The following is a 23,771-nucleotide window of genomic DNA, read 5'->3' on the forward strand; positions in this document are numbered from 1 at the left end:
TATCGCCTGCCTTGTGGGGCAGGCGACATGAACACTTGCCGAATCCCTGCCCTGCGGCGGCACGCAAGTCGAGAGCGGGTGGCCCGCTCATCAACCGGAAAAAAGGTTAACGCGTGCCCGTGCCTGCGGGGCCGGTCGCTTTGGCGGAAGGAGCCGGGGCCATGATCGCGGGCGCGGCGGTCGCCGCACCTGCCGCCGGACGCCCGGCAAGCGCCGCAGCCGACACCGGCACGCCCGAAATCGTCTGCGCGCGGTCCGCAAGTTTGGCGACGCTTTGCCCGCCGATCGTCACGCCCAGCGCATCGGGCCGTCCGGTGTTGATCCGCGGATCGCGCGCGCTTGCCGGCACTTCGAGCCGGTCGCCCTGCATCAGCGTGCGTTCGGCCAGCCGTGCGCCGCCTTCCTCGTAGATCCGCACCCAGATCCCGTCCTCCATCGCGGTCAGCACCACCGGGCCGGTGGGCACCGGAGCGGGCGCAACATTAGCCACAGGCACGGCGGGCGCAGCGGTTTCGACAGGCTGCGGGGCGAGCAATTCGTCCGCATCCGCGCCCGAACCGAAATAGGTGTTGTAGAACGCGAAAATCCCGATCGCCAAGATCAGCACCGCGCCCGCTGCGGCCCAGGCGAGGCCCGCCGAGGGCAGCCGCGCCGGATCGCCCGGTTCGATGCCCGGCGTGGGGATCGTGCGCCGCATCGACCCGTCGGCCAGTTCCAGCCGCACTTCATCGGTAATCATCGCCGGATCGAGCCCGACGATCTTGGCATAGGTGCGCGAAAAACCGATCGCATAGGCACGGCTCGGCAGGCTTTCGTAATCGCCCGCTTCGATCGCTTCGAGATGGCGGCGCGGAATCCGCGTTTCGGCCGCGATGTGCGATACGTCGAGGCCCTGCGCCTCGCGCGCGGCCCGCAATTGCGCGCCGGCACCGGAAATGGGCGGCAGAGGCGCAGTGTCTGCGCCGGTGATATTTTCGCTGTTCATGACCCGATCCCGCGCCGTCGTTTCGCGGCTGCCAGTATGTGTGTTTGCGTCGATTACGCTATGCGCCGGTTCGCCCGCCGGGGCCCCTTCTGTCAAGCGTGCCGAAACCGCCCTGCCGCGCAGGTCACACGCTTCTTCGCAATCCGACCTTAATCATATTCGATATCGCGCGCATCGGCCCATTGCGACAGCTGCGCGCGCAGACTCGGCCCCGGCGTGGCGAGCCAGCCGTTCATCGCTGCGGTCAGCTCCGCCAGATCGACCTTGCGCACCAGTTCCTTGATCGGCCCGACCGCGGCCGGCGTGATCGACAACCGGCGATACCCGATGCCCAGCAATGCCAGCGCCTCCAGCCGGCGCCCGCCCATTTCGCCGCAAACGCCGATATCGACCCCGCTGCCGATGCTCGACTGCATCACGCGCTTGAGGAAGCGCAGGATCGACGGGCTGAGCCAGTCATAGCGTTCGGCCAGCTTGGGGTTGGCGCGGTCCGCGGCGAACAGGAACTGCGTCAGATCATTGGTGCCGATCGACAGGAAGCTCAAACGCGGCAGCAGCATGTCGAGCACTTCGGCCAGCGCGGGCACTTCGAGCATCGCGCCGAAATTGATCCGTTCGGGCAGCAGCTTCTTCTGTGCGCGCAGGAAAGCGAGCTGCTCGTCGAACACCGCCTTGGCGGCATCGAATTCCCACGGTTCGGAAACCATCGGGAACATCACGTAAAGCGAGCGCCCGGCGGCCGCTTCGAGCAGCGAACGCGCCTGGATCTTCATCAGGCCTTCGCGTTCCAGCGCGAGCCGCAGCGCGCGCCAGCCCATCGCGGGGTTCTCGTCCTGCGCGGCGATCTCGCTGGCGAGATAGGGCACCGACTTGTCGCCGCCGATGTCGACGGTGCGGAAGATCACCGGCTTGTCGCCCGCAGCATCGAGCACGTCGCGATAGAGCCGCGTCTGGCGCTCGCGTTGCGGCAGCGTGGCCGAGACGAGGAACTGGAACTCGGTGCGGAACAGGCCCACCCCGTCCGCGCCGGTCAGGCCAAGCGCGCTCATGTCGTCGCGCAGGCCGGCATTCATCATCACCTGGATGCGCGTGCCGCAGCGGGTAAAGGGCTCGACATCGCGCAGCGACGCATAAGTCGCCTGTTTTTCGCGGCTCTTGGCAAAGCGCGCCTGAAACGCATCGGCCAATTGCGGCAGCGGGCGGACATTGGCGCTGCCCGCGGTCGCATCGAGCAGGATCTCGTCGCCTTCGCGCACCGTGGTGCGCACGCCCTTGGCGCGGCCGATCACGGGCACGTTCATCGCCCGCGCGACGATCACCACATGCGCGGTGAGCGAGCCTTCTTCGAGGATCACGCCCTTCAGCCGGCGCTTGTCGTATTCGAGCAGCTCGGCCGGGCCCAGATTGCGCGCGATCAGGATCGTGTCGCGCCGCAGACCTTGCGAGGCCGCGGTGCCGACCTGTCCGGCGACGATGCGGAGCAGGCGGTTCGCCAGATCTTCCAGATCGTGCATCCGGTCGGCGAGCAGCGGATCGTCGATCTCGCGCATCCGCATACGGGTGTGCTGCTGCACGCGCTCGATCGCCGCTTCGGCGGTCAGCCCGCTGTCAATCGCTTCGTTGATCCGCCGCGACCAGCCTTCGTCGTAGGCGAACATCTTGTAGGTCTCGAGCACCTCTTCATGCTCGCCGCCCGCGCCGAATTCGGCCTGACTGGCGAGGGTGTCGATCTGCTCGCGCATCTTGTCGAAGGCGCGGTACACGCGCTGGCGCTCGGCCTCGGTGTCCTCGGCCATGACCTGCGTGATCTCGACCCGCGGCTGGTGATAGACCGCATGACCCGCGCCCAGCCCCTTGACCAGCGTGAGGCCGGTGAGCGTCTGCGGCCCGGTCATCTCAGCGGTGAGGCCGAGTGCCTGTTCCTCGTCGATCAGTTCGGCATTCGCGATGAGCTCGCTCAGCACCATCGCGGTGGTCTGGAGCGCCTCGATCTCGACCTCCTCGTAGCGGCGCGGCTCGACATGCTGCACGCACAAAACGCCCACCGCACGTTCGCGGTAGACGATCGGGACGCCGGCAAAGGAGTGGAACTTTTCCTCGCCCGTTTCGGGGCGGTACTGGAAATCGGGATGGGCCTTGGCCTCGGCCAGATTGAGCGTTTCGACCTTCTGCGCGATCGCGCCGGTCAACCCTTCGCCGATCGCCATCCGGGTGACATGCACCGCGCTCTGATTGAGGCCGCGGGTGGCGAAGAGTTCGAGCATCCCTTCGCGCAGGAGATAGATCGAGCACACCTCGCTCGACAGGCATTCGCCGATGATCTCGACCACCTGATCGAGCTTGCCCTGCGCATGGAGGCGCGAGGCCATCACATCGGTCAGGCGGGTAAGGATCTGGCGGGCGGCGGCGGCGGCGGTCATGTCCTGGCGGGTGTATTCATTCCGCGCAGCAAATGCAAAACCCCTGATCGCACGACGCCGCCCGCCTGCCTTCTTTTTGCAAAAGGCGCTGACGACGATCCTGCGGCGTCAGGCGCCCGCGATTTCTTCCTTCAATTTCAGCTTCTGCTTCTTGAGCGACTGGATCATCGCGGTGTCCGGCACGGGCCTTGCCTGTTCGTCGCGCAGGCGGGCTTCGATGCCGGCGTGCTTGGTCTGGAGGGCGGTGAGGTGCGAGGACTCTGCGATCGATGCCATAGGGCGTTCTCCTGTCAAAGCGGGGGGATGCCCCCGGGGAGCGACTCGGCCTTAGAGGCGGCCGGGCCGCGATTGGGAAGGAACCACAGCAGCCGGTGCTTGCAAAGCCCCGATCATGTCCAACGCGGTGCGCGCCGGGCCGCGTGCGACGAGCCGAGGCGGCAAATTGCGCGATAGCGGCGCAAAAAGGCCGATCACCATCTACCCAAGCCGCGCGCGAACGCGTAGCGACGCACCACATCGGGGCAGCCGTTTCGGCTACGCCGCAACAACAAGGATCGAAGGGCTGGCATGACCGAGCAGGAGCTCAGGAAAAAGCTCGAATTGCTCAAGACCGAGCATCGCGACCTCGACGCGGCGATTGCGGCGTTGACCGATGCCGCGCGCGGGACCGCCTCGCCCGACATGCTCCAGATCGCCCGGCTGAAGAAGCGCAAGCTGCGGCTGCGCGATCAGATCGCGATCCTCGAAGACACGCTTCTGCCTGATATCATTGCCTGATTTCACGGTCTCCGGCGGGCGGTAAACAATCCGCAGGCGGGTGTTCCCGGAAGGGACGGAGGCGAAAATTGCTTGGAAAGTAACCATAACCATATGGCGGCCGGCTGCGCTCCCGCGTAATCTGGCAGCCTATGGCACGCCCCACCAATCTCTCGCGCCCGATCATTGAGGCGCTTTACACCGAAGCGCTGGTTCTGGCGGACGATGTGCGCGCGGTGTTTGCAGCCGGTGTGCGCGAGCCGGTGCTTGCCGAGGATGCCTTCGTGCGGCTCGCGCTGTCGACCGAGGGGCTGCGCACCACCACGCGGATGATGCATGTGCTGGCCTGGCTGCTCAACCAGCGCGCGCTGTTTTCGGGCGAATTGTCCGAAAACCAGGTGCGGCTGCACGGCGCGCTGCCGCCCGATCGCGGGTCGGATGAAAGCCAGCTCGCGCTGCTCGAACCCGAAACCCGCGCGCTGATCGCGGAGACCGAAAAGCTGCACCAGCGGATCGCCCGGCTGGACGAGGCATGGCGGCAGGATTTCGAGATGACCTCGCCCGCGCGCGCGTTTCAGGACCGGATCGGCCGCGAGTTCAGCCGTCGGGGCTGATCCCGCCGCGCCGCGCCGCGCCCGCAATGTTTCACGTGAAACAGCGGTGCGAACCCGTGTTCAGCGGGGTCTGAACCGGGCTGGAGTGGGTCTGGACGGGGTCAAGCCGGGGTCTGGCGGGGCGCTGGACGAGGCACACGCCAACGACCTCCGCCGCCGATCACGCCGCCGCCAGCGCCTTTTGCCATGCATCGAGCCGGGAGCGGCGCACATCGTCCGTCATCGAAGGCGTGAAGCGGGTGAGCCGCCCGCGCATCGCCTGCGCCGCGCTCGCGAGATCGGGATAGAGCCCGGCTCCTGCTGCCGCCAGCATCGCCGCGCCCAGCGCGGTGGTTTCGACAAAGCCCGGTCGTTCGACCGTCACCTCCAGCATGTCGGCCAGATCCTGCGCCATCCAGTCGTTTGCCGCCATGCCGCCATCGATCCGCAAGGTCGCCCAGGGCGCGCCGTCGGCGGTGAAGGCGGCGCACAGGTCATGCGTCTGGTGCGCCATCGATTCGAGCGCGGCGCGCGCCAGTTCGGCCTTGCCGCTGGCAAACGACAGCCCCGCGATCACCCCGCGCGCATCCGCCCGCCAGTGCGGTGCGCCCAGCCCGGCGAGCGCGGGCACGATCACCACCCCTCCGCTGTCGGGGATCGAGCGCGCCAGCGCCTCGGTCTCGGAAGCAACTTCGAGGATGCCGAGCGAATCGCGCAGCCACTGCACCAGACTGCCCGCAACAAACACCGAGCCTTCGATCGCATAGGTGCGCGCGCCGTCGCACTGGGTCAGCACTGTGCCGAGCAGCCGGTTGGCCGAGCGCGGGATGCGCCCCCCCTGGCAGGTCAGCACGAAGGCCCCGGTGCCATAGGTCGCCTTGGTTTCGCCCGGCGAAAGGCACGCCTGCCCGATGGTCGCGGCCTGCTGATCGCCCGCAAGGCCCGTGATCGGGATGCTTCGGCCGAGCAGCGCAGCATCGGTCATCGCCAGCGCGCCGCAGGTGTCGACCACCTTGGGCAGCGCCGACAGCGGCACACCCAGCAGATCGCACAGGCTTTCGTCGAACTGCGCATCCTCGAGCCCCATCAACAGCGTGCGGCTGGCGTTGCTGGCATCGCTGATGTGCGCCGCCCCGCCGGTCAGCTTGAACACCAGCCAGCTTTCGACCGTGCCGAAGGCCAGCGTGCCGGCATCTGCCGCCGCGCGCACTTGCTCCACGTTGTCGAGCATCCAGCGCATCTTGGTGCCCGAGAAATAGGGATCGAGGCGCAGGCCCGTGCGTTCCTGCACGCCTGCCTCGTGCCCCGCATCGCGCAGCTCGGCGCAGAAGGGTTCGCTGCGGCGGTCCTGCCAGACGATCGCGTTGGTCAGCGGCTCGCCCGTTTCGCGGTTCCAGGCCACCACGGTTTCGCGCTGGTTGGTCATCCCGATGCAGGCGATCATCGCCGCCCCGCCCGCCTTGGCCAGCAGGCTTTGCGCGCAGGCGAGGGTCTTGTCCCAGATTTCGCGCGGGTCGTGTTCGACCCAGCCGGCCTGCGGGTAGTGCTGCGTCAGGGGTTCCTGCGCCGAAGCCACCAGCGCGCCATCGGATGCAAACAGCATCGCGCGGGTGGACGTGGTGCCTTCGTCGAGCACCAGAATATAGTCGGACATCGGTAACCCTCTCTCTTTTCCCGTCTCCTAGCCGCGTGGCGGGCGCAAAGTCGAGATGGCACCGAAACACGTTCGCGCCCCGCGCCAAGGCTTGGGCGGGGTGTCAAGCAAGTCACTTGCCGATGCAGCGCGGCAGGCCCAAATGGTGGGCATGGTCACCATCCCCGAAAAACCCTGGCCCACCGGCATGGCCGAAGACGTCGAGCCGCTGGTCCGCCGGGTGCTTGCGCCCAATCCCTCGCCCTACACCTTCACCGGCACCCAGACCTATGTCGTGGGGATGGCGGACGGGCCGGATTGCGCGGTGATCGACCCCGGCCCGAACGATCCTGCACATATCGATGCGGTCATGGCGGCGGTGGCGGGACGAAAGATCCTCGCGATCATGTGCACCCACACGCACCGCGACCATTCGCCTGCTGCCGCGCCGCTGTCGGCGCAGACGGGCGCGCCGATCGTCGGCTGCGCACCTTTGGTTCTGGCGGTGGATGGCCCCCGTTCGGACGAGGCCTTCGACCCGACCTATGCGCCCGACCGCGTGCTCGCCGATGGCGAAGGCATGCGCGGCACCGGCTGGACGCTGACCGCGGTTGCGACGCCGGGACACACCTCAAACCATCTGTGTTTCGCGCTCGCAGAAACAGGTTCGCTGTTCACCGGCGACCACGTGATGGGCTGGTCGACCAGCGTCGTCATCCCGCCCGATGGCGACATGGGCGATTACATGGCGAGCCTCGACAAGCTGATGGCGCGCGAGGATGTGCGCTACCATTCGGCCCACGGCGCCGCGATCGAGAAACCGCGCCAGCTGGTGCGCGGGATGATCGGCCACCGCCGCCAGCGCGAGGCGCAGATCCTGCGGCTTTTGGGCGAACGCGCACGGCCCGTCGGCGAGTTTATTCCCGACATGTACAAGGGCCTCGATCCGCGGCTGATCGGCGCTGCCGAAATGAGCGTGACCGCGCACCTGCTCGACCTGGAACGGCGCGCTCTGGCGGCGCGCGATGGCGCGGTGTGGCGCCTGTCCTGACGGCTGCGCCGTTCGCCGAAAGGTAGCTTGCCGCAGCCCGCATTCCATGTTCAACCTTTGCCGCAGGGACGCGGGATTGGGGGATCACGGGTATGGCAACGCTGGCACCGCCGCAGCGCGCGGCACAGGGCACACGGTTTTTCACGGTCATGGCGTTCGTCATGGCCGGCGTGATCGTCGCGGGCTTTTCGTTCAATCTGGCGATGGGCCGGTCGAGCTTTTCCGCCCCGCTGCCATTCCATGTCCATGGGCTGATCTTCATGGGCTGGCTCGCGCTCTATCTGGCGCAGGCGGTGACGATCGCCACGGGCCGCACCGCCTTGCACCGCCAGCTCGGACGGCTCGCCTATGTCGCGATCCCGGCGATGGTCGCGGCGGGCACGATGATGGTGATCGTCTCGGCGCGCACCAGCGGGGGGCCGTTCTTCTTTGCCAAGAACGAATTTCTGGTGAGCAATCTGGCCGGGCTGCTCGCGTTCGGCGCGCTGGCGCTGGCGGCCTTGCGCGCGGCGCGCCGCAGCGGCTGGCACCGGCGGCTGATGCTGGTGGCGATGAGCATTCTGACCGGGCCGGGTCTTGGCCGCCTGCTGCCGATGCCGTTGCTGATCCCCAACGCCTGGACGATCGTGATCCTTGCGACCTTCATCTTCCCGGTGATCGGGATGATCGCCGACAAGCGCGCGCACGGCCGGGTGCATCCCGCCTATTGGTGGGGCGTGGGAATCGATGCCGGCGCCTTCGTGGTCTCGATGCTGATCGCTTATTCGCCGCTCGGCTATGCCTTTACCGAATGGGTCACCGCAGGCAGCCCCGGCGCCGCGCGGCCGATGCAGGCGTTCCTGCCGCCCGGCTTTGCGATGTAGGCACCTTGCGCTTTTCGCTCGAAAAAGGTGCGCACACCCCTATATCGGCACCAGCCTAAGCAACGGGATGTGATCGATGAGCCTGCTGACCAAGAACCCCACCGGTGCCGATCTGCTGGCCGAGATCGACCGTCTGCGGAAGGAAAAGAACGCGGTTATCCTCGCGCATTATTACCAGACGCCCGATATCCAGGACATCGCCGATTTTGTCGGCGACAGCCTCGAATTGTCGCGCAAGGCGGCGGCGACCGATGCCGACGTAATTGCGTTCTGCGGGGTCAAATTCATGGCCGACACCGCCAAGATCCTCAGCCCCCAGAAGACCGTGATCCTGCCCGACATGGACGCCGGGTGCTCCCTTGAGGATTCCTGCCCGCCCGAGAAATTCCGCGCCTTCCGCGAAGCCCACCCCGATCACATCGCGCTGACCTACATCAACTGCTCGACCGAGGTTAAGGCGCTGTCGGACGTGATCGTCACCAGTTCCAGCGCCGAGACGATCCTTGCCCAGATCCCGCCCGAACAGAAGATCATCTTCGGCCCCGACCGGCACCTTGGTGGCTACCTCAGCCGCAAGTTCAACCGCGAAATGCTGCTGTGGCCCGGCGTGTGCATCGTCCACGAAGCCTTCAGCGAAACCGAGCTGCTCAAGCTGAAGGAGCAATATCCGGATGCGCCGATCGCCGCGCACCCCGAATGCCCGCCGACGATCATCGACCATGCGGACTATGTCGGCTCGACCAGCGGCATCCTCTCCTTCGCCAAGACCTTCCCCGGCGACACGCTGATCGTCGCGACCGAGCCGCACATCATCCACCAGATGGAAAAGGCGCTCCCCGAAAAGACCTTCATCGGCGCGCCGGGGGCTGACGGGAACTGCTCGTGCAATATCTGCCCCTACATGGCGCTGAACACGATGGAGAAGCTCTATACGGCGCTGCGCGATCTTTCGCCGCAGATCGAGATCGAGGAAGGCATCCGCCTCAAGGCCAAGCGCAGCCTCGACCGCATGCTCGACATGGCCAGCGGCACCGTGGGCATGGGCGATCTCGGCAAGGTGCGTTTCAGCGGGGATTGATTCGGCCAGACCCGACAGGGCGAGCAGCGTGAGGGGGTGGCATAGGTGACGACGCGCTTGAGACTGTTGTGGCTGTCGCTGAAAACCAGCTACTGGTTCTATCCCGCGGTGCTTTCCATCAGCGCTTTTGCGCTGTCGGCGCTGACGCTGTATCTCGATCGCACCACCAACACCGCCTGGCTGGCCGAGATCGGCGTGATCGAACTGGCCGGGCCGGACAGCGCATCGGATATTCTGGTGCTGGTCGCAGGCGCGATGCTGGGCGTCGCCTCGACGGTGTTCTCGATCACAATTGCCGCGGTCGCCTATGCAAGCGGCACCTATGGCCCGCGATTGCTCAACAACTTCATGGAAGACCGCGGCAACAAGGTGAGCCTTGCGGTGTTCATCGCCACTTTCGTGTTCTGCGTGAACGTGCTGCGCACGATCCGCCACGAGGGCGCAACGACCACCGGATTCGACGGTGAAACGCTGCAGCTTACCTCCTTCGTCCCCAACCTGTCGCTGCTGGTTGCCTACGCGCTGATCGTGATATCGGTGGGAACGCTGGTCTATTTCCTGCACCACATCCCGTCCTCGATCCGCATTCACACGGTGCTGCAGGCGATCGGCGAGCGGTTGATCCGCGACATCAAGGCGACCTACCCCGACAAGCCCTCGGCCCCCGCCCCCGTCCGCACCGCCGATGGCGCGCCCATTGCCGCGGCAAGCCCCGGTTATGTCCAGTCGATCAGCTTCGGCCCGCTCGCCACCCTCGCCAAGGCATCAGGCGTATGCATCACGCTCGACTGCCGCACCGGCGATTTCGTCCATCCGGGCATGGTGCTGGCGCGCTGGACGCGCGATGCAGGTGTCGAGGCCCTTCCCGATAGCGATGCCTCTTTCGATTGCGACAAGGCGCGCGAATGCTTCGTGCTGGGCGGAATGCGCACGTCCGATCAGGATTTGCGGTTCGGGATCGATGAACTGGTCGAGATTGGTCTGCGCGCGCTGTCGCCGGGGATCAACGATCCCTTCACCGCGATCACCGCGATGCACTGGCTGGGCGCAGCGACCGCGGAACTGGGCCACCGCTATCTCGACCACCACTCGGACGATAACGAGAAACAGGATGGCGATCCGCGTGTGATCCGCCGCAGCGTGACCTTCCCCGAATATGTCAGCCGCGGCTTCGGCTCGCTGCGCAGCGGCGTTGCACGCAGCCCGGTGGCCGCACTGGTCGGGCTCGAAACGCTCGCCAATGCCGCGCGCGTGATCGACGATGAAACCCGCAAGGCCGATCTGATGCGCGAAGCCGATCTGCTTTTCGCACAGGCGCAGACCGGGTTGGCCGGCCCCGACCTCGAAATGGTGCAAGGTCGCTATCACGCGCTCGGAAACTGAAGCGCTGGCCTAAGCCTTCGCCCGCGCCACCGCGAGCGCCGCGCCGACCAGCACCATTCCGACGATATCGGTGCCCGACAAGACCTCGCCGAACGCCAGCCAGCCGTAGATCGAGGCGACCACGGGCTGGGTGAGCAGTGCAAGCCCCACCACCAGCGGCGGGAAATACCTGAGCGCGAAGACCATCAGCCCCTGCCCCACCAGCTGGCTCAATACGAACAGGCCGACAATCGGCCCCCACGCCTGCGGCCACACCGGCTCCCCCAACGCAAGGGCAATGACAAGCAGCACCGGCGCGCCGAACACGCTGACCCAGAACAGCAGGCTCCACGATCCGAACGCCCCGCGCGCGTTCTGAAGCGTCAGCAGATAGACCGCGTAAAGCAGCCCTGCCGCGACCGAGAACAGATCGCCGATCAGCGTCGCGTCGGAGATTTCGAGGCTGCGCCCCATCAGGATCGCCGCGCCGGCCAGCGCGAAGACGATCGCCAGCCATTCGAGCCGCCCGGGCGCCGTGCGGTGGACGATGAAGCCCCAGAACAACAGCACGATCGACCCGGCATTGCCGAACAGCGTCGCATTGCCCAGCCGCGTCATCCCGATCCCGATATGCCAGCTGGCCAGATCGAGCGCGAAGGTCACCGCCCCCAGCGCGACCAGCGCCATCGTCATCACCGGCATCCCCGTCAGCGGCTGGCGGTTGGCACGCGCGAGCAGTGCCATGAACGGCAGCGCGAGGAACAAGCGCCAGAACCCTGCCGCGACCGGGCCGGTATCGGCCAGCCGCACGAACCACGGCCCGATCGCCAGCGCCACGTTGCCGCCCAGCAGCGCCAACAGCAGCAGCCACGCCGCCGGGCGCTTTTCCGCTTGGACAAGTTCTGCTTGGGACGGACCCTCATTTTCCATGCTTGCGCCCTAGCGTCCCGCGTCCCAAGTGGATAGCCAATCGCAACCGGTTCACGAGGATAAATCAGCCATGCACGACGCTTTGTTCCAGCCGCTCACAATGGGCGCGCTTACTGCGAAAAACCGCATCCACATGGCCCCGCTCACCCGCGGGCGCGCGGCCGAACCGATGTTCACGCCCAACGATATGATGGCGACCTATTACCGCCAGCGTGCGGGCGCAGGGATGATCCTGACCGAAGCGACCGGGATCAGCCGCGAAGGCCTGGGCTGGCCTAGCGCGCCGGGTATCTGGAGTGACGAGCAGACCGAAGCTTGGAAAGCGACCACCAAGGCGGTGCACGAGGAAGGCGGCCTCATCGTCATGCAGCTGTGGCACATGGGCCGGATCGTGCATCCCTGGTTCCTCGATGGCGAACCGCCGTTTTCCGCCAGCGCCACCACCGCGCCGGGCGACGCGCACACGCCGGTCGGCAAGCAGCCCTATGCGCAGGCGCGCGAAATGACGCATGAGGATATCAAGCGCACGATCGCCGATTACCGCCGCGCCGCCGAAAACGCCAAGAAGGCGGGCTTCGACGGGGTGCAGCTCCACGCCGCGAACGGCTACCTCGTCGACCAGTTCCTGCGCGACAAGACCAACTTGCGCACCGACGAATATGGCGGCAGCCCTGAAAACCGCACCCGCTTCATGCGCGAGGTGCTCGAAGCATTGATCGACGTGTGGGGCGCGGACCGCGTCGGCATCCGCCTGTCGCCCAATGGCGATTCGCAAGGCACCGATGACAGCAACCCGCCCGCCACCTTCGGTGCAGCGGCCAAGGTGTGCGAGGAACTCGGCCTTGCCTTCGTCGAGCTGCGCGAACCCGGCCCCGACGGCACCTTCGGCAACACCGACGTGCCCAAGCAAAGCCCGCTGATCCGCCAGATCTACACCGGCCCGCTGATCCTCAATTCGGATTACACCGCCGAGGAAGCCGTGGCCGACGTGGAAAGCGGCAAATGCGATGCGGTGAGCTTCGGCCGCCCGTATATTTCGAACCCCGATCTCGACAAGCGGATCGCGGTGGGCGCGCACTGGAACCCGAACAAGGACGTGCCCAAGAGCTGGTATTTCCCGATCCCCGAAGGTTACATCGATTATCCGACGCTCGAAGAAGAACAGGCGCAGTCTGCCGATTGATCCTGTTGCGCCCCGGCAGCGTCCGCAAGGGACGCTGCCGGGGGCTTTACCGGCGCGCGATGATGGCGCGCCCGGCGCCCCTTTGCGAAGCCTGCGGGGGAAACTGCTGTGAAACGCCTTGTCCTTGCCTGTTGCCTTGTTGCTGCCGCCGCGCCGATCATGGCGCAGGATGCCTATCGGCCCGCCTTCGATCCGGGCGCGATGACCGACCGGCCGCACGGCACGCCCAACCGGGTGATGGTGCTGGGAACCCCGCACCTGTCGCAATTGCCCAAGACCTTCACCCCCGACATGGCCGAGCCGCTGGTCGTCCGGCTTACCGGCTGGGCCCCCACCGCGGTCGCGGTCGAGGAAACGCCGGGGATCGTCTGCCACCGGATGCGGCAGATGCCCGCGCGTCATGCCGAGGCGATCGAAAGCTATTGTTTCGACCCGGCGCTGGCCGCAGCTGCGACGGGCCTGTCGGTCCCGCAGGCGAACGACAAGGCCGAAGCATTGCTGGCCGCATGGCCGGCTGAGCCCGCGCCTGCGCAGCGGCGCGAACTGGCTGCGGTGTTTCTTGCCGCGGGCGAACCGGCCTCCGCAGTGGTGCAATGGCTGCGCCTGCCGGCTTCCGAACAGATCGCCGATGGCCTGCTGACAGCGCCGCTCGCCGCGCAGCTTGAACGGCTCGCGAGGGCAAAGAACGAAACCTATGCGATTGCCGCCAAGGTCGCCGCGCGCAGCGGGCTTGAACGGATATGGAGCGTCGATGACCAGTCGACCTACATGGGCCCCGAACCCGATCAGAACGCCTATGGCGCAGCGATCATGCAGGCGTGGGATAATCCGGCGGCCAAGGCGCAATCGGCGGCGAGCGATGCGTTGATCGCCGGGCTTTCCGCGCCGGAGGGCTTGTTCGCGCTGTATCGCGGGTACAACGCCCCCGCGCTGGCCGATGCGATTTACAAGGCCGATTTCGGCGCGGTGCTGACCGAGCCTTCCGAAGCCGGCTTCGGGCGGCGCTATCTGGCCTATTGGGAAACGCGCAACCTGCGGATGGTCGCCAACATGCGCGAAGTGCTGGGCCGCAAGCCGGGCACGCGGATGCTGACGATCGTCGGCGCCTCGCACAAACCCTACTACGAGGCCTATCTGGCGCAGATGCGCGATGTCGACCTGGCCGATGTCACCCCGCTGCTGGGTGACGCGCCGCGCTGAGGCGCGGCGTCAGGGCTGCGGCTGATCGGCCTGCGGGGCGGCGGTAGGCGTGTCGGCGGGGGCAGGCGCGGGCGCGGCGTCGACGCCCGGCACCGGGGTCACCTCGGGCTGTGCGGCGTCGACATCCGCGTCCACGTCCTGCGCGGCGCGCGGGGCGAGCGGGGCTTGCGAATCGAGCTCTTCGAGCGGGATCATCGCGTCCGACACCGAACCTTTGAGCACCTCGGCCGTTGCGCCGGCATCCTCGTCGGCGGGGGCGGCGGACTGATTGTCGCAGGCGGCCAGCATCAGGCACAGGGCAAGAAGAACGGTGCGGGTCATCGGCACGCTCTTTTGGCGGCGGCATCCAGCACGTCAAGGAAATCGTCACTGGTGGCCAGCAGCGCCGCGTCCCATTCGTCCGCCGACACCTTGACCCCCAGCCGGGCAAGGCTGGTGACCCCGTATTCGGCGATCCCGCAAGGCACGATCCCGCCGAAATGCGTGAGGTCAGGGTCAAGGTTCACCGAAAAGCCGTGCATCGTCACCCAGCGTTTGACCCGCACCCCGATCGCCCCGACCTTCGCCTCGGCCCCGTCGATATCGCGCGTCCAGATCCCGACGCGCCCCTCCGCGCGCCAGCTTTCCACCCCGAACCGCGCGAGCGTGGCGATCACCCAGCCCTCGATCGCGTGGACGAAGCAGCGCACGTCCTTCCCCCGGTGGGCAAGGTTCAGCACCAGATAGCCCACGCGCTGGCCCGGACCGTGATAGGTGTAGCGTCCGCCGCGTCCCGCCTCGACCACATCGAAGCGCGGGTCGACCAGTTCGGCGGGGTCGGCGCTGGTGCCCGCGGTATAGACCGGCGGGTGTTCGAGCAGCCAGACGAGTTCGGCCGCCTCGCCTGCGAAGACCGCGGCGTTGCGCGCCTCCATCGCGGCAAGCGCCTCGGCATAGGGGATCTGCGCGTCCGCGCGCCGCCATTCGATCGGGAATGCGCCGGAGGTGATGGTGGGAGCAGTGCTTGCCATGCCGCATCGGTGGGGGCATTGAGCGGCGAGATCAAGCGGCGAATGCGCATCTGCGCGCGGCCGACACAGCGAACAGAGGGATCGTCCGCAATGCAAACCCGCAAGCTCAACATGGGCAAGGCCTGGACCCAGGCGACCGGCCTGATCGGCGCGAACCGCGACACGCTGAGCGCGATTGCGGGCCTGTTCTTCTTCGTCCCTTCGTTTGCGGGCGGAGTGTTCGTGCCCGATCTGGCAAGTTCGGCAGCGGCCGCGCCATCGGGCGCCGATCCGCAGGTCGCGTTCCAGGCGCTGGTCGACCAGATCAGCGCGGTCTATGCCGAACACTGGCCGCTGTTCCTTGGTCTCACGATCGTCCAGTTCATCGGCATCATGGCGGTCTTCGCGTTGCTCAGCGGGCGCGGCAATCCGACCGTGGGCGAGGCGCTGGGCACGGGCATCAAGAGCCTCCCTTCCTATATCGCGGCCCAGTTGATCAGCGCCGTGGGCATCTCTTTTGCCGTCGGCGTGCCCTTGTCGCTGCTGTCGCTCATCAGCCCGGCGCTGGGCGCGGTGGCGGTGCTGCTCGCGCTGCCGATGATGGCGTGGCTGTTCATCCGGTTCTCGATGACCACCGCGGCGATCGCGATCGAGGGCGAACGCAATCCGATCGCCGCGCTGCGCCGGTCGTGGCGGCTGACCAAGGGCAACAGCCTGCGGATTTTCCTGTTCCTGTTCCTGCTGATGTTCACCATCGGCATCCTCGCCACGCTGGTTTCGGCGATCCTCGGCCTGATCCTTTCGGCCTTTGGCGAGCCGGTGGCGAGCATCGGGATCGACATCGTCAGCGCACTTGTCACCGCGCTGGTGACCACCGTTTTCCTCGTCGTCAGCATCGCGATCTACCGCCAGCTGTCCGGCCCGCCCGCCGCCGCGCTGGCCGAGACCTTCGAGTAGGCCGCGCGGGCAGTTCCATGACCCGCAGCGAACACGATCTGACCCCGGTCGCCGCGGTCCCCGCCGCCAGCGGCAACGCGATCCCGCCGGGGCGCATGGCGCTGTTGTTCATGGTGATGCTGGTCACCGCGGCGGGCAACACCGCGATGCAATCGGTGATGCCCTCGATCGGCACCGCCTTGCAGGTCGAGGACGTGTGGATCAGCCTCGCCTATTCGTGGTCGGCCTTGCTGTGGGTGGTATGCGCGCCGTTCTGGGCGCGGCGTTCGGACAAGCGCGGGCGCAAGGCGATGATGGCGCTGGGGCTGACCGGGTTCATCACCAGCTTCGTGTTGTGCGGCGCGGCGCTGTGGGCGGGGCTTTCGGGATGGATGGGCGCGTTCTGGACGCTGATCGCCTTTGCCGCCGCGCGCAGCCTCTACGGCGGGTTCGGCAGCGCCGCCCCGCCAGCGGTGCAGGCCTATGTCGCCTCGCGCACCCCGCGCAGCCAGCGCACGCAGGCGCTCTCGCTGATCGCGTCGAGCTTCGGGCTTGGCACGGTGATCGGCCCGGCGCTCGCCCCGCTCCTGGTGGTGCCGCTGTTCGGGCTGGGGCTGACCGGCCCGTTCCTCGCCTTCGCTCTGGTCGGCGCGGTCGCGCTGGTGCTGCTGCGCCTGCGGCTGCCCGATGACGAGCCGCGCTATGCCACCCGCGGCGCGGCGGTCGCCTATTCGAGCGCATCGGGCGCGCCCGCCGATCCGCAGGAGGCGACCGAGAGCGACGATCCCATCGACCAACCCGCTAGGGCTGAGGCGGCGCGCCTGTCGTGGCGCGATCCGCGGCTCAGGCCGTGGGTGTTTGCCGGGCTTGTCGGCGGGCATGCGCAGGCGATGGTGCTGGGAATCTCGGGCTTCCTCGTGCTCGACCGGCTGGGCCTGCGCGACACGCCGGCGCAAGGCGCGGGGCCGGTGGGCATGGTGTTGATGGCGGGCGCGATCGCCACGCTGCTCGCGCAGTGGGGCCTGATCCCGCGCTTCAACCTCGGCCCGCGCGCGGCGACCTTGTGGGGCATCGGCGCAGCGGCGGTGGGGACCGTGATCCTTGCCGTCGCGGGCGATCTCCATCTGATCGCGATCGGCTATTCGATCGCCTCGCTCGGCTTCGGGCTGTTCCGCCCGGGCACCACCGCGGGCACCTCGCTCGCGGTCAGCCGCGCCGAGCAAGGGCAGGCGAGCGGGATCGTCGCGAGCATTGCCGGGGCGAGCTATATCTATGCCCCCGCGCTTGGCGTCTGGCTCTATGGCCATTCCGACTGGCTGGGCTTCGGCCTGATCGTCGCGCTGTGCGCAGTGGTGCTTGCCTATGGCTGGCTGCGGCTGCAACCCGACGCGCTGCTAACGGGCGAGCGCGGCTAGAGGATTTCGAGCCTAGAGGATTTCGAGCACCGTGTCCTGCGGGCGGCACAGGCGCACGCCCTTGTCGGTTTCCACCAGCGGGCGCTCGATCAGGATCGGATCGGCGACCATCGCGGCAAGCACCGCCGCATCGTCGGCTTGCGGCAACCCGCGCTCGGCCGCATCGGTGCCGCGCAGCCGCAAGCCTGCCTGCGGGGTAATCCCGGCATCGCGGTAAAGCTGCGCCAGTTTTTCCGCGCTCGGCGGGTCTTTGAGGTATTCGACCACCGTCACCTCCACCCGGCTAAGGTTTTCGAGGATCGCCAGCGTCTTGCGCGATGTGCCGCACGCCGGGTTGTGCCAGATCGTTGCCTTCATAGTCGTCATCCTCATTCGTCTTCGGGCACGCGCAGCGCGGGCACGTTGCGCGCCGCATCCTCGGCGCTGATCCCGGGTGCGGGCGCGGCGCTGACGCGTTCCTGCCGCTGGGCGACGCGCGCGGCCTGCTCTGCCACTTTTACCAGCCGAGGATAGACCCCGCAGCGGCAGATATTGGGCACCGCCGCATCGATATCCGCGCGGGTGGGGGCCGGATTGCGCTGGAGCAGCGCCGCCAGCGCAATCACGATCCCCGGGGTGCAGTAACCGCACTGAATCGCGCCTTGCGCCACCATCGCCTGCTGCACCGGATGCGACCGGTCGCGGCTCAGCCCTTCGATCGTGGTGATGATCCGCCCCTCGGCCTCGGCCAGCGTGATCGCGCAGGAACGCAGCGCCACCCCGTCGACCAGCACCATGCACGCGCCGTTGCACTGCGCCCCGCCCCCGCCGCACGCCTTTGTGCCGGTGAGGTTGGCCGCTTCGCGCAGCGCGTAAAGCAGCGGCATCCGCGGATCGAGGTCGAACTGGACCGGCCGTTCGTTGACGGTCATGCGGCTCATCGGCTCACCCCTTCACCGCCCTGCCTGAAAGCCTGTTGGAGACACATGAGACACTGTCCAGAACAAGAAAAACCGGCCCCCGCAAACAGGGGCGCAGCAGGCATGGCAAAGGGGGCGGTTACGATCATCGAACCCGCCTGCCAGATTTGCGGCAGGTAGGAAACCGGCAGCGTTCCGGTTGTCGCCGACGCGCGGTTACTGCCGCCAGCTGTCGTCGATCTTGTCGATCCGGCGCTTCCACGCCTCGAAATCGAACATCCCCGCGCCGCCCTGCCCGCTCATCACCGACAGATCGCGCTGGTGCACGTCGACCACGCTTTGCGGGACCATCACCGGGTCGCCCATCGAAAGCGTCGCGACTTGGATTTCGCAGGCGCGTTGCAAGGCCCACATCTTGACGAACATGCCCTGAATCGTGCGGTCCATCACCACCGGGCCGTGGTTGCGCAGCATCAGGATCGAATGGTTGCCGAGGTTGCGCACCAACCGCTCGCCCTCCTCGGGGCGAACGGTGATGCCTTCGAAATCGTGATAGCCGATCTGCCCCTGGAAATTGCAGGCATAGAAATTGAGCGGCAGCAGCCCGTCCTTGTGGCTCGCCACCGCCATCGTCGCGGTGGTGTGGACATGGCAGATCGCATCCGCACGCCCGCCCAGATGCTTGTGGAAATAGCCGTGCTGGGTAAAGCCCGCCTTGTTCACCATATAGGGCGAACCGCCGACATTGTTGCCCTCGACATCGATCTTGACGAGGTTGCTGGCGGTGACTTCGCTGTAAAGCAGGCCAAAGGGGTTGATGAGGAAGGTGTCCTTCTCGCCCGGCACCTTCACCGAAATGTGGTTGTAGATCGATTCCGACCAGCCCAAGTGATCGAAGATCCGGTAGCACGCCGCCAGATCCAGCCGCGCCTGCCATTCCTCGGGGCTGACCTGGCCTTCGAGGCTGGTCATCGTGGGCTTGAGCTGCGTTGCCATCGGCTTTGGTTCCTCTTCCGTCTGCTTTGGCTCAAGCTATCGCATGGCGAGGGAATGCTTTGCAAGCCGCCCGCAGCACCGCTAGGCCATCGCCCGAATGTCAGCGCCCGCCCCGTCATCCGCCCGGTTGATCACCGGAAGCATCCCCGGACACCTCGTCAGCCAGACGCTGCCCTCGATCGTCGGGGTCGCCGCGATCATGTCGATCGGGATCGTCGATGCCTATTTCATCGGCCAATTGGGCAGCGCGCCGCTCGCCGCGATCAGCTTTATCTTCCCGATCACCGTTGCCAGCACCTCGCTGGGTGTGGGCGTGATGGTGGGGATCAATTCGGTGGTCGCGCGCGCATTGGGCGAAGGCGATATCGAACGCGCGCGGCGGCGGGCCAATTTCGGGATCGTGTTCGCCTGCCTGTGCGGGCTGGTGATGGGCGCCGGATTGTGGCTGGCGATCGACCCGATCTTTGCCGCGATGAATGCGCCCGAACGCCTGATGCCGTTGATCCGCGCCTATATGGCGCCCTTTGCGCTGGGCTTTCCGTTGAGCCTTGCGATCATGGGGCTGAACGGCGTGCTGCGCGGCCAGGGCGAGGCCAAGCGCACCAGCATCGTCAGCATCGCCTATGCCGCGGCCAACTGGGTGCTCAACCCGATCCTGATCACCGGAGCCTTGGGGTTCGAGGGATACGGTATCCAAGGCTCGGCCTATGCGACGGTCATCGGCTGGGGCGTGGGAGTGGTCACGGGGGTGTGGCTGCTGCGCGCGACCCCGCTGCCGCTCGATCTGTCGAGCCTGCGCGGCGGCAATCTGATCGACCCGGCCAAGGCGATCATCCGCGTCGGATTGCCTGCGGCTTTCTCCAACGCGATCAACCCCTTGGGCCTTGCGGTGCTGACCGGGGTGATCGCGATGGAGGGCGAGGCCGCGGTCGCGGGCTTCGGCGCGGCGGGCCGTTTGCAAAGCTTCGTGATCGTTCCCCTGCTCGGCCTGTCGGGCGCGATCGGGGCGATCGTCGGGCAGAACTGGGGCGCAGGCCGGATCGACCGCGCGCGCGAAGCGGTGCGCTATGCCTTCGGGTTCTGCATCGTCTGGGGCCTCGTGGTCGCGATCGCGATGATGGCGGCGGGCGCAACTTTTGCGCGGATCTTCACCGATGATCCTGCGGTGGTCGCCGAATTCGATCTCTACCTCAAGATCGCGGCCTGGGGCTATGCCGGGTTCGGCCTGCTGATCGTGGGCAACGGGATCATGAATTCGGTCGGCAAGGCGGGCTTTGCGCTGGGCCAATCCATCGCGCGGGTGTTTCTGGTGATGCTGCCGGTCGCGCTGTTGCTCGCCCCTGCAATGGGTTCGTCGGCGGTCTATACCGCGGAACTCGCCGCCAACCTGTTCGGCGCGGCCTCGGCGCTGGTGCTGGTGCGCTTCATCTTTGCCCGGCGCATGGCCGAAGCCGCGCCGCCGCGCTAGGCGCTTGTTAACCAACCCTGCCGCATAGGCTTTTGCGCAAAGCGAAAGAGGGCGCGCAAGGGATGGACGATCTGCTGGCGGATTTCATCGCCGAAACCCGCGAGATGCTGGAAGCTTCCAGCGGCGAACTCGTCGCGTGGGAGGCCGATCCCACCGACCGCGCGCGGCTCGATACGATCTTCCGCTTCGTCCACACGGTGAAGGGCAATTGCGGCTTCTTCGATTTTCCGCGCCTTGCCAGCCTGTCGCACGCCGCCGAGGATGCGCTCGCCGATTGCCGCGCGGGGCGACGCGAGGCGGACAGCCGGCTGGTGACCGCGGTGCTCGCGATCATCGACCGGATCGCGGTGATGGCCGATGCGATCGAGGCGGGCGAGCCCTTTCCCGAAGACGGCGACGAGGCGCTGATCGCGGCGCTTGGTGTTTCACGTGAAACATCGCCGCAAACCGCCCCCCAGGACGAGGCTGAAACGGGTCTGGAGGGGGTCGAGGACGGGTCTGAACCCGATCAAACGCCCGCTGCCGAGGATCAGGCCGCACGCACGCGCCGCAGCGATGCCGCCGCCGCCCAGCGCACGATCCGCCTGCCCGTCGAACTGCTCGACCGCGTGATGAGCGGCGTGTCCGACATGGTGCTCGCGCGCAACGATCTGGCCCACCGGCTGCGGCAGGCAGGCACCCAGCCGACCATCGACGGCCCGTTCGAACGGCTGACCACGATCCTGTCCGACGTGCGCGACGCGATCACGCGGATGCGGATGCAGCGGATCGAAACCCTGTTCGGCGCGCTGCCGCGGCTGGTGCGCGATCTTTCCGCCGAACTCGGCAAGCAGGTGATGATCGATCTCGACGGCGGCGACGTCGAGCTCGACCGCGAGATGATCGAGACGATCCGCGATCCCCTGACCCACATCATCAGGAACGCGATCGACCACGGGATCGAAACCCCCGCCGCACGCCGCGCCGCGGGCAAGCACGAGATCGGCCTGCTCACCATCGCCGCGCGCCAATCGGGCAACACGATCAGCATCGTGGTCGCCGATGACGGGCGCGGGCTCGACGAGGAACGGATCATCGCCAAGGGCCTCGCCACGGGCCTCGTCGCCGCCGCCAACCGCGCGCATCTGCCGCGCGACAAGGCCCTGAACCTGATTTTCGAACCCGGCTTTTCGACCGCCGAAACCGTCAGCAATGTCTCGGGCCGCGGCGTGGGGCTGGATGTGGTGCGCCAGAACCTCGAAAAGGTCGGCGGCAGCATCAAGGTGGGCTCCGCCCCCGGGCACGGCACCACCTTCACGCTGCAAATCCCGCTCACGCTCAGCATCATTGCCGGGTTAACCGTCGAATGCGCCGGCCAGCGTTTCGCGATCCCGCAATCCTATGTCGAGGAAATCGTCCAAGGGACCGCGCGCTCGCTCGATCTCACCCGGCTGGGGGAAGCCGCGCTGATCACCTTCCGCAACCAGCGCGTGCCGTGCCTGATGCTCGACGCCGTGCTCGGCCTGCCGGGGGGCGAGGCTGATCCCAAGACGCCGACACTGGTGATGTTGCGGCTGGCGAGTGGCGATCTGTTCGCGCTGGCGGTCAATGCGATCCATTCGCACGGCGATCTGGTCGTCAAGCCACTCGCGCCTGCGGTGATGCGGACCGGACTTTATGCCGGATCGACGCTGCTCGACGATGGCCAGCCGGTGCTGCTGCTCGACATCGCCAATATCGCGGCCAGTGCCGATCTGGTCAGCGATGCGCGCACCCGCGTGCTTGCCCCGCGCGGCGAGGCGATCGAGGCTGCCGGCGCGGCGGAGCGCGCGATGCTGTTCACCGATTTTGCCGGGCGGCGTTCGGCGGTGCGGCTGGAGCTGGTGCAGCGGATCGAGACCGCCGCGGCCAGCGCGATCGACCGGTCCGGCGGGCGTGCGCGGGTGGTGATTGACGGCATGATCCTCCCCCTGATCGGCCTGCCCGATACCCCGCTGACCCAGCCGCGGGTGCGGTTGCTGCGCCTGTCCGACGGCGCATGCGAAGTGCTTTATGCGGTGCGCGAGGTCGAGGATGCGGTCGAACTCACCCACGCGCTCGCCCCCGTCCCCGAAGACCCGCTGACCGAGGCGATCACGCTGATCGGCGGCAAGCCTGCCAGCCTGATCGACGCGCACGAACTGTTCGCCCGCTTCGGCGCCCCGCCCGAGGCCGCGGCGCGCCCGCGCTGCATCCTGCCCGAAGGCGAATGGGCGCGCGCCATCCTTGCCCCGCTGGTGCAGGCGGCAGGATACGACATCCTGTCCGACGCCGATGCGGCAAACGCCGAACCCGGCGCGGTCGCGATCCTGTTCGAGGACACCTACGAAGTCGCGCAGGCACTGGGCCGCCCCTTGCCGCGTCAGGTGATCCGCCTGCGCGATCAGCCCGAAGCGCCTGCGGGCAGCCCGACGATCTACCGCTATGATCGCAGCGCGCTGCTGGCCGCGCTGGGCAAGGCAGCGAAGGACCACACCGGCCGCGGCCATATCGGAGAAGCCGCATGACCGATCCGCTGCTTGTCGTCATCCAGCTGGCCGGACGGCGCTGCGCGCTGTGGGCGCTCGATGTCAAATCGGTGATCGAGATCGGCGCGGTCACGCCGATCCCGCGCGCGCCGGCATGGATTGCCGGGATCACCGCGCTCCGCAGCCAGGCGCTGACCGTGATCGATTGCCGCACCGCGATCGGGGTGCCTCATGCCGACTGGCCGACCGATCACCGCGCGGTGGTGGTCGCCGAAGGGGGCCATGCCTACGCGCTGAGGGTCGACGGGATCGAGGATGTCACCACCGCGGTCACCGAACCGGGCCAGGTGCCGGGCGGATTCGGCCCCGAATGGTCGCGGATCGCCACCGGCATGATCGAAACGATGGCCGGCCCTGCCCTGCTGATCGATCTGCCCGCAATGCTTGCCGGCCCAGATCACCTGCACCGCGAAATCGAGGCGGCGGCTTAACCCAATCCTTACGCAATGGGCCTAGCCTCGCGGTCTT

At 67.2% G+C, this 23,771-nt stretch carries 23 protein-coding genes; 13 read left to right on the plus strand and 10 right to left on the minus strand.

All coding sequences use genetic code 11. The features are described from left to right. Positions 1-106: 106 nt before the first annotated feature. The 3 genes from A9D12_RS02045 to A9D12_RS14385 all read right to left on the minus strand — a co-directional run bounded on the left by A9D12_RS02045 (position 107) and on the right by A9D12_RS14385 (position 3,681). On the minus strand, positions 107-985 hold the full coding sequence (locus A9D12_RS02045) for a helix-turn-helix domain-containing protein (protein WP_068349333.1): 879 nt from the start codon (positions 983-985) through the stop codon (positions 107-109). A 149-nt stretch (positions 986-1,134) separates the two neighbouring features. Continuing rightward, positions 1,135-3,405 (minus strand): phosphoenolpyruvate--protein phosphotransferase, encoded by a 2,271-nt coding sequence (gene ptsP / locus A9D12_RS02050; protein ID WP_068349334.1) that lies wholly within the window; start codon positions 3,403-3,405, stop codon positions 1,135-1,137. A 108-nt stretch (positions 3,406-3,513) separates the two neighbouring features. Next, complete coding sequence (locus tag A9D12_RS14385; RefSeq protein WP_082925338.1) at positions 3,514-3,681, minus strand: DUF465 domain-containing protein; 168 nt, start codon at positions 3,679-3,681, stop codon at positions 3,514-3,516. 291 nt (positions 3,682-3,972) lie between these two features. Between A9D12_RS14385 and A9D12_RS02055 the strand changes: the two genes are divergently transcribed. Both A9D12_RS02055 and A9D12_RS02060 read left to right on the plus strand, forming a co-directional pair. Continuing rightward, complete coding sequence (locus tag A9D12_RS02055; RefSeq protein ID WP_068349336.1) at positions 3,973-4,182, plus strand: DUF465 domain-containing protein; 210 nt, start codon at positions 3,973-3,975, stop codon at positions 4,180-4,182. Positions 4,183-4,313: 131 nt separating this feature from the next. Next, the gene (locus A9D12_RS02060) at positions 4,314-4,775 is read left to right on the plus strand and encodes a DUF1465 family protein (RefSeq protein WP_068349338.1); all 462 of its coding nucleotides are present in this window, start codon (positions 4,314-4,316) and stop codon (positions 4,773-4,775) included. Positions 4,776-4,935: 160 nt separating this feature from the next. Here A9D12_RS02060 and glpK read toward each other — a convergent pair whose 3' ends face one another. Further along, entirely contained in the window at positions 4,936-6,408 is a 1,473-nt protein-coding gene (gene glpK / locus A9D12_RS02065; RefSeq protein ID WP_068349340.1) for a glycerol kinase GlpK, read from the minus strand. A 151-nt stretch (positions 6,409-6,559) separates the two neighbouring features. Here glpK and A9D12_RS02070 point away from each other — a divergent pair, with 151 nt between their 5' ends. The 4 genes from A9D12_RS02070 to A9D12_RS02085 all read left to right on the plus strand — a co-directional run bounded on the left by A9D12_RS02070 (position 6,560) and on the right by A9D12_RS02085 (position 10,762). Next, a complete protein-coding gene (locus A9D12_RS02070) occupies positions 6,560-7,438 on the plus strand; it encodes an MBL fold metallo-hydrolase (RefSeq protein WP_068353434.1) in 879 nt (292 codons plus the stop codon). Between the two features lie 92 nt (positions 7,439-7,530). After that, positions 7,531-8,301, plus strand: coding sequence for a hypothetical protein (locus A9D12_RS02075; RefSeq protein WP_156522770.1), 771 nt, complete (start codon positions 7,531-7,533; stop codon positions 8,299-8,301). Positions 8,302-8,377: 76 nt separating this feature from the next. Next, positions 8,378-9,379, plus strand: coding sequence for a quinolinate synthase NadA (gene nadA / locus A9D12_RS02080; RefSeq protein ID WP_068349342.1), 1,002 nt, complete (start codon positions 8,378-8,380; stop codon positions 9,377-9,379). 45 nt (positions 9,380-9,424) lie between these two features. Next, positions 9,425-10,762: a DUF2254 domain-containing protein gene (locus A9D12_RS02085; RefSeq protein WP_068349344.1), complete on the plus strand. Its 1,338-nt coding sequence runs from the start codon at positions 9,425-9,427 to the stop codon at positions 10,760-10,762. Between the two features lie 9 nt (positions 10,763-10,771). On the opposite strand, the gene A9D12_RS02090 is transcribed toward A9D12_RS02085, so the two are convergent. Continuing rightward, entirely contained in the window at positions 10,772-11,671 is a 900-nt protein-coding gene (locus A9D12_RS02090; protein ID WP_068349346.1) for a DMT family transporter, read from the minus strand. A 70-nt stretch (positions 11,672-11,741) separates the two neighbouring features. Here A9D12_RS02090 and A9D12_RS02095 point away from each other — a divergent pair, with 70 nt between their 5' ends. Both A9D12_RS02095 and A9D12_RS02100 read left to right on the plus strand, forming a co-directional pair. Beyond that, on the plus strand, positions 11,742-12,854 hold the full coding sequence (locus tag A9D12_RS02095) for an alkene reductase (protein WP_068349348.1): 1,113 nt from the start codon (positions 11,742-11,744) through the stop codon (positions 12,852-12,854). Positions 12,855-12,962: 108 nt separating this feature from the next. Then, entirely contained in the window at positions 12,963-14,054 is a 1,092-nt protein-coding gene (locus A9D12_RS02100) for a DUF5694 domain-containing protein (protein ID WP_197489855.1), read from the plus strand. A gap of 9 nt (positions 14,055-14,063) precedes the next feature. Here A9D12_RS02100 and A9D12_RS02105 read toward each other — a convergent pair whose 3' ends face one another. Beyond that, positions 14,064-14,375 (minus strand): hypothetical protein, encoded by a 312-nt coding sequence (locus A9D12_RS02105; protein ID WP_156522771.1) that lies wholly within the window; start codon positions 14,373-14,375, stop codon positions 14,064-14,066. After that, positions 14,372-15,064, minus strand: coding sequence for a lipoyl(octanoyl) transferase LipB (gene lipB, locus A9D12_RS02110; RefSeq protein ID WP_068349354.1), 693 nt, complete (start codon positions 15,062-15,064; stop codon positions 14,372-14,374). The genes A9D12_RS02105 and lipB overlap by 4 nt, the downstream gene beginning before the upstream one ends. A 90-nt stretch (positions 15,065-15,154) precedes the next feature. Here lipB and A9D12_RS02115 point away from each other — a divergent pair, with 90 nt between their 5' ends. Together A9D12_RS02115 and A9D12_RS02120 are read left to right on the plus strand one after the other, a co-directional pair. Continuing rightward, on the plus strand, positions 15,155-16,000 hold the full coding sequence (locus tag A9D12_RS02115; RefSeq protein WP_068349356.1) for a DUF7847 domain-containing protein: 846 nt from the start codon (positions 15,155-15,157) through the stop codon (positions 15,998-16,000). 17 nt (positions 16,001-16,017) lie between these two features. Beyond that, positions 16,018-17,394 (plus strand): MFS transporter, encoded by a 1,377-nt coding sequence (locus A9D12_RS02120; protein ID WP_068349358.1) that lies wholly within the window; start codon positions 16,018-16,020, stop codon positions 17,392-17,394. A gap of 12 nt (positions 17,395-17,406) precedes the next feature. Here the strand turns inward: A9D12_RS02120 and A9D12_RS02125 are convergent, their stop codons facing one another. The 3 genes from A9D12_RS02125 to A9D12_RS02135 all read right to left on the minus strand — a co-directional run bounded on the left by A9D12_RS02125 (position 17,407) and on the right by A9D12_RS02135 (position 19,289). After that, positions 17,407-17,751, minus strand: coding sequence for an arsenate reductase family protein (locus A9D12_RS02125; protein WP_068349360.1), 345 nt, complete (start codon positions 17,749-17,751; stop codon positions 17,407-17,409). 11 nt (positions 17,752-17,762) lie between these two features. Continuing rightward, the gene (locus A9D12_RS02130; protein WP_068349363.1) at positions 17,763-18,314 is read right to left on the minus strand and encodes a (2Fe-2S)-binding protein; all 552 of its coding nucleotides are present in this window, start codon (positions 18,312-18,314) and stop codon (positions 17,763-17,765) included. A gap of 195 nt (positions 18,315-18,509) precedes the next feature. Further along, positions 18,510-19,289 (minus strand): class II aldolase/adducin family protein, encoded by a 780-nt coding sequence (locus A9D12_RS02135; protein ID WP_068349365.1) that lies wholly within the window; start codon positions 19,287-19,289, stop codon positions 18,510-18,512. A gap of 97 nt (positions 19,290-19,386) precedes the next feature. On the opposite strand from A9D12_RS02135, the gene A9D12_RS02140 reads away from it, so the two are divergent. The 3 genes from A9D12_RS02140 to A9D12_RS02150 all read left to right on the plus strand — a co-directional run bounded on the left by A9D12_RS02140 (position 19,387) and on the right by A9D12_RS02150 (position 23,734). Beyond that, positions 19,387-20,757: an MATE family efflux transporter gene (locus A9D12_RS02140; RefSeq protein ID WP_068349367.1), complete on the plus strand. Its 1,371-nt coding sequence runs from the start codon at positions 19,387-19,389 to the stop codon at positions 20,755-20,757. A gap of 62 nt (positions 20,758-20,819) precedes the next feature. Continuing rightward, on the plus strand, positions 20,820-23,282 hold the full coding sequence (locus tag A9D12_RS02145) for a chemotaxis protein CheA (protein ID WP_068349370.1): 2,463 nt from the start codon (positions 20,820-20,822) through the stop codon (positions 23,280-23,282). Continuing rightward, entirely contained in the window at positions 23,279-23,734 is a 456-nt protein-coding gene (locus A9D12_RS02150) for a chemotaxis protein CheW (RefSeq protein ID WP_068349372.1), read from the plus strand. Before A9D12_RS02145 ends, A9D12_RS02150 begins: the two co-directional genes overlap by 4 nt. Positions 23,735-23,771 lie beyond the last annotated feature (37 nt).

The organism is Erythrobacter neustonensis (assembly GCF_001663175.1).
Classification (GTDB): domain Bacteria; phylum Pseudomonadota; class Alphaproteobacteria; order Sphingomonadales; family Sphingomonadaceae; genus Erythrobacter; species Erythrobacter neustonensis.

Coding starts and splice junctions, on each gene's coding strand:
- A9D12_RS02045 (WP_068349333.1), bottom strand. CDS start 985: ATGAACAGCGAAAATATCACCGGCGCAGACACTGCGCCTCTGCCGCCC.
- ptsP (WP_068349334.1), bottom strand. CDS start 3,405: ATGACCGCCGCCGCCGCCGCCCGCCAGATCCTTACCCGCCTGACCGAT.
- A9D12_RS14385 (WP_082925338.1), bottom strand. CDS start 3,681: ATGGCATCGATCGCAGAGTCCTCGCACCTCACCGCCCTCCAGACCAAG.
- A9D12_RS02055 (WP_068349336.1), top strand. CDS start 3,973: ATGACCGAGCAGGAGCTCAGGAAAAAGCTCGAATTGCTCAAGACCGAG.
- A9D12_RS02060 (WP_068349338.1), top strand. CDS start 4,314: ATGGCACGCCCCACCAATCTCTCGCGCCCGATCATTGAGGCGCTTTAC.
- glpK (WP_068349340.1), bottom strand. CDS start 6,408: ATGTCCGACTATATTCTGGTGCTCGACGAAGGCACCACGTCCACCCGC.
- A9D12_RS02070 (WP_068353434.1), top strand. CDS start 6,560: ATGGTCACCATCCCCGAAAAACCCTGGCCCACCGGCATGGCCGAAGAC.
- A9D12_RS02075 (WP_156522770.1), top strand. CDS start 7,531: ATGGCAACGCTGGCACCGCCGCAGCGCGCGGCACAGGGCACACGGTTT.
- nadA (WP_068349342.1), top strand. CDS start 8,378: ATGAGCCTGCTGACCAAGAACCCCACCGGTGCCGATCTGCTGGCCGAG.
- A9D12_RS02090 (WP_068349346.1), bottom strand. CDS start 11,671: ATGGAAAATGAGGGTCCGTCCCAAGCAGAACTTGTCCAAGCGGAAAAG.
- A9D12_RS02095 (WP_068349348.1), top strand. CDS start 11,742: ATGCACGACGCTTTGTTCCAGCCGCTCACAATGGGCGCGCTTACTGCG.
- A9D12_RS02105 (WP_156522771.1), bottom strand. CDS start 14,375: ATGACCCGCACCGTTCTTCTTGCCCTGTGCCTGATGCTGGCCGCCTGC.
- lipB (WP_068349354.1), bottom strand. CDS start 15,064: ATGGCAAGCACTGCTCCCACCATCACCTCCGGCGCATTCCCGATCGAA.
- A9D12_RS02115 (WP_068349356.1), top strand. CDS start 15,155: ATGCAAACCCGCAAGCTCAACATGGGCAAGGCCTGGACCCAGGCGACC.
- A9D12_RS02120 (WP_068349358.1), top strand. CDS start 16,018: ATGACCCGCAGCGAACACGATCTGACCCCGGTCGCCGCGGTCCCCGCC.
- A9D12_RS02125 (WP_068349360.1), bottom strand. CDS start 17,751: ATGAAGGCAACGATCTGGCACAACCCGGCGTGCGGCACATCGCGCAAG.
- A9D12_RS02130 (WP_068349363.1), bottom strand. CDS start 18,314: ATGAGCCGCATGACCGTCAACGAACGGCCGGTCCAGTTCGACCTCGAT.
- A9D12_RS02135 (WP_068349365.1), bottom strand. CDS start 19,289: ATGGCAACGCAGCTCAAGCCCACGATGACCAGCCTCGAAGGCCAGGTC.
- A9D12_RS02140 (WP_068349367.1), top strand. CDS start 19,387: ATGTCAGCGCCCGCCCCGTCATCCGCCCGGTTGATCACCGGAAGCATC.
- A9D12_RS02145 (WP_068349370.1), top strand. CDS start 20,820: ATGGACGATCTGCTGGCGGATTTCATCGCCGAAACCCGCGAGATGCTG.
- A9D12_RS02150 (WP_068349372.1), top strand. CDS start 23,279: ATGACCGATCCGCTGCTTGTCGTCATCCAGCTGGCCGGACGGCGCTGC.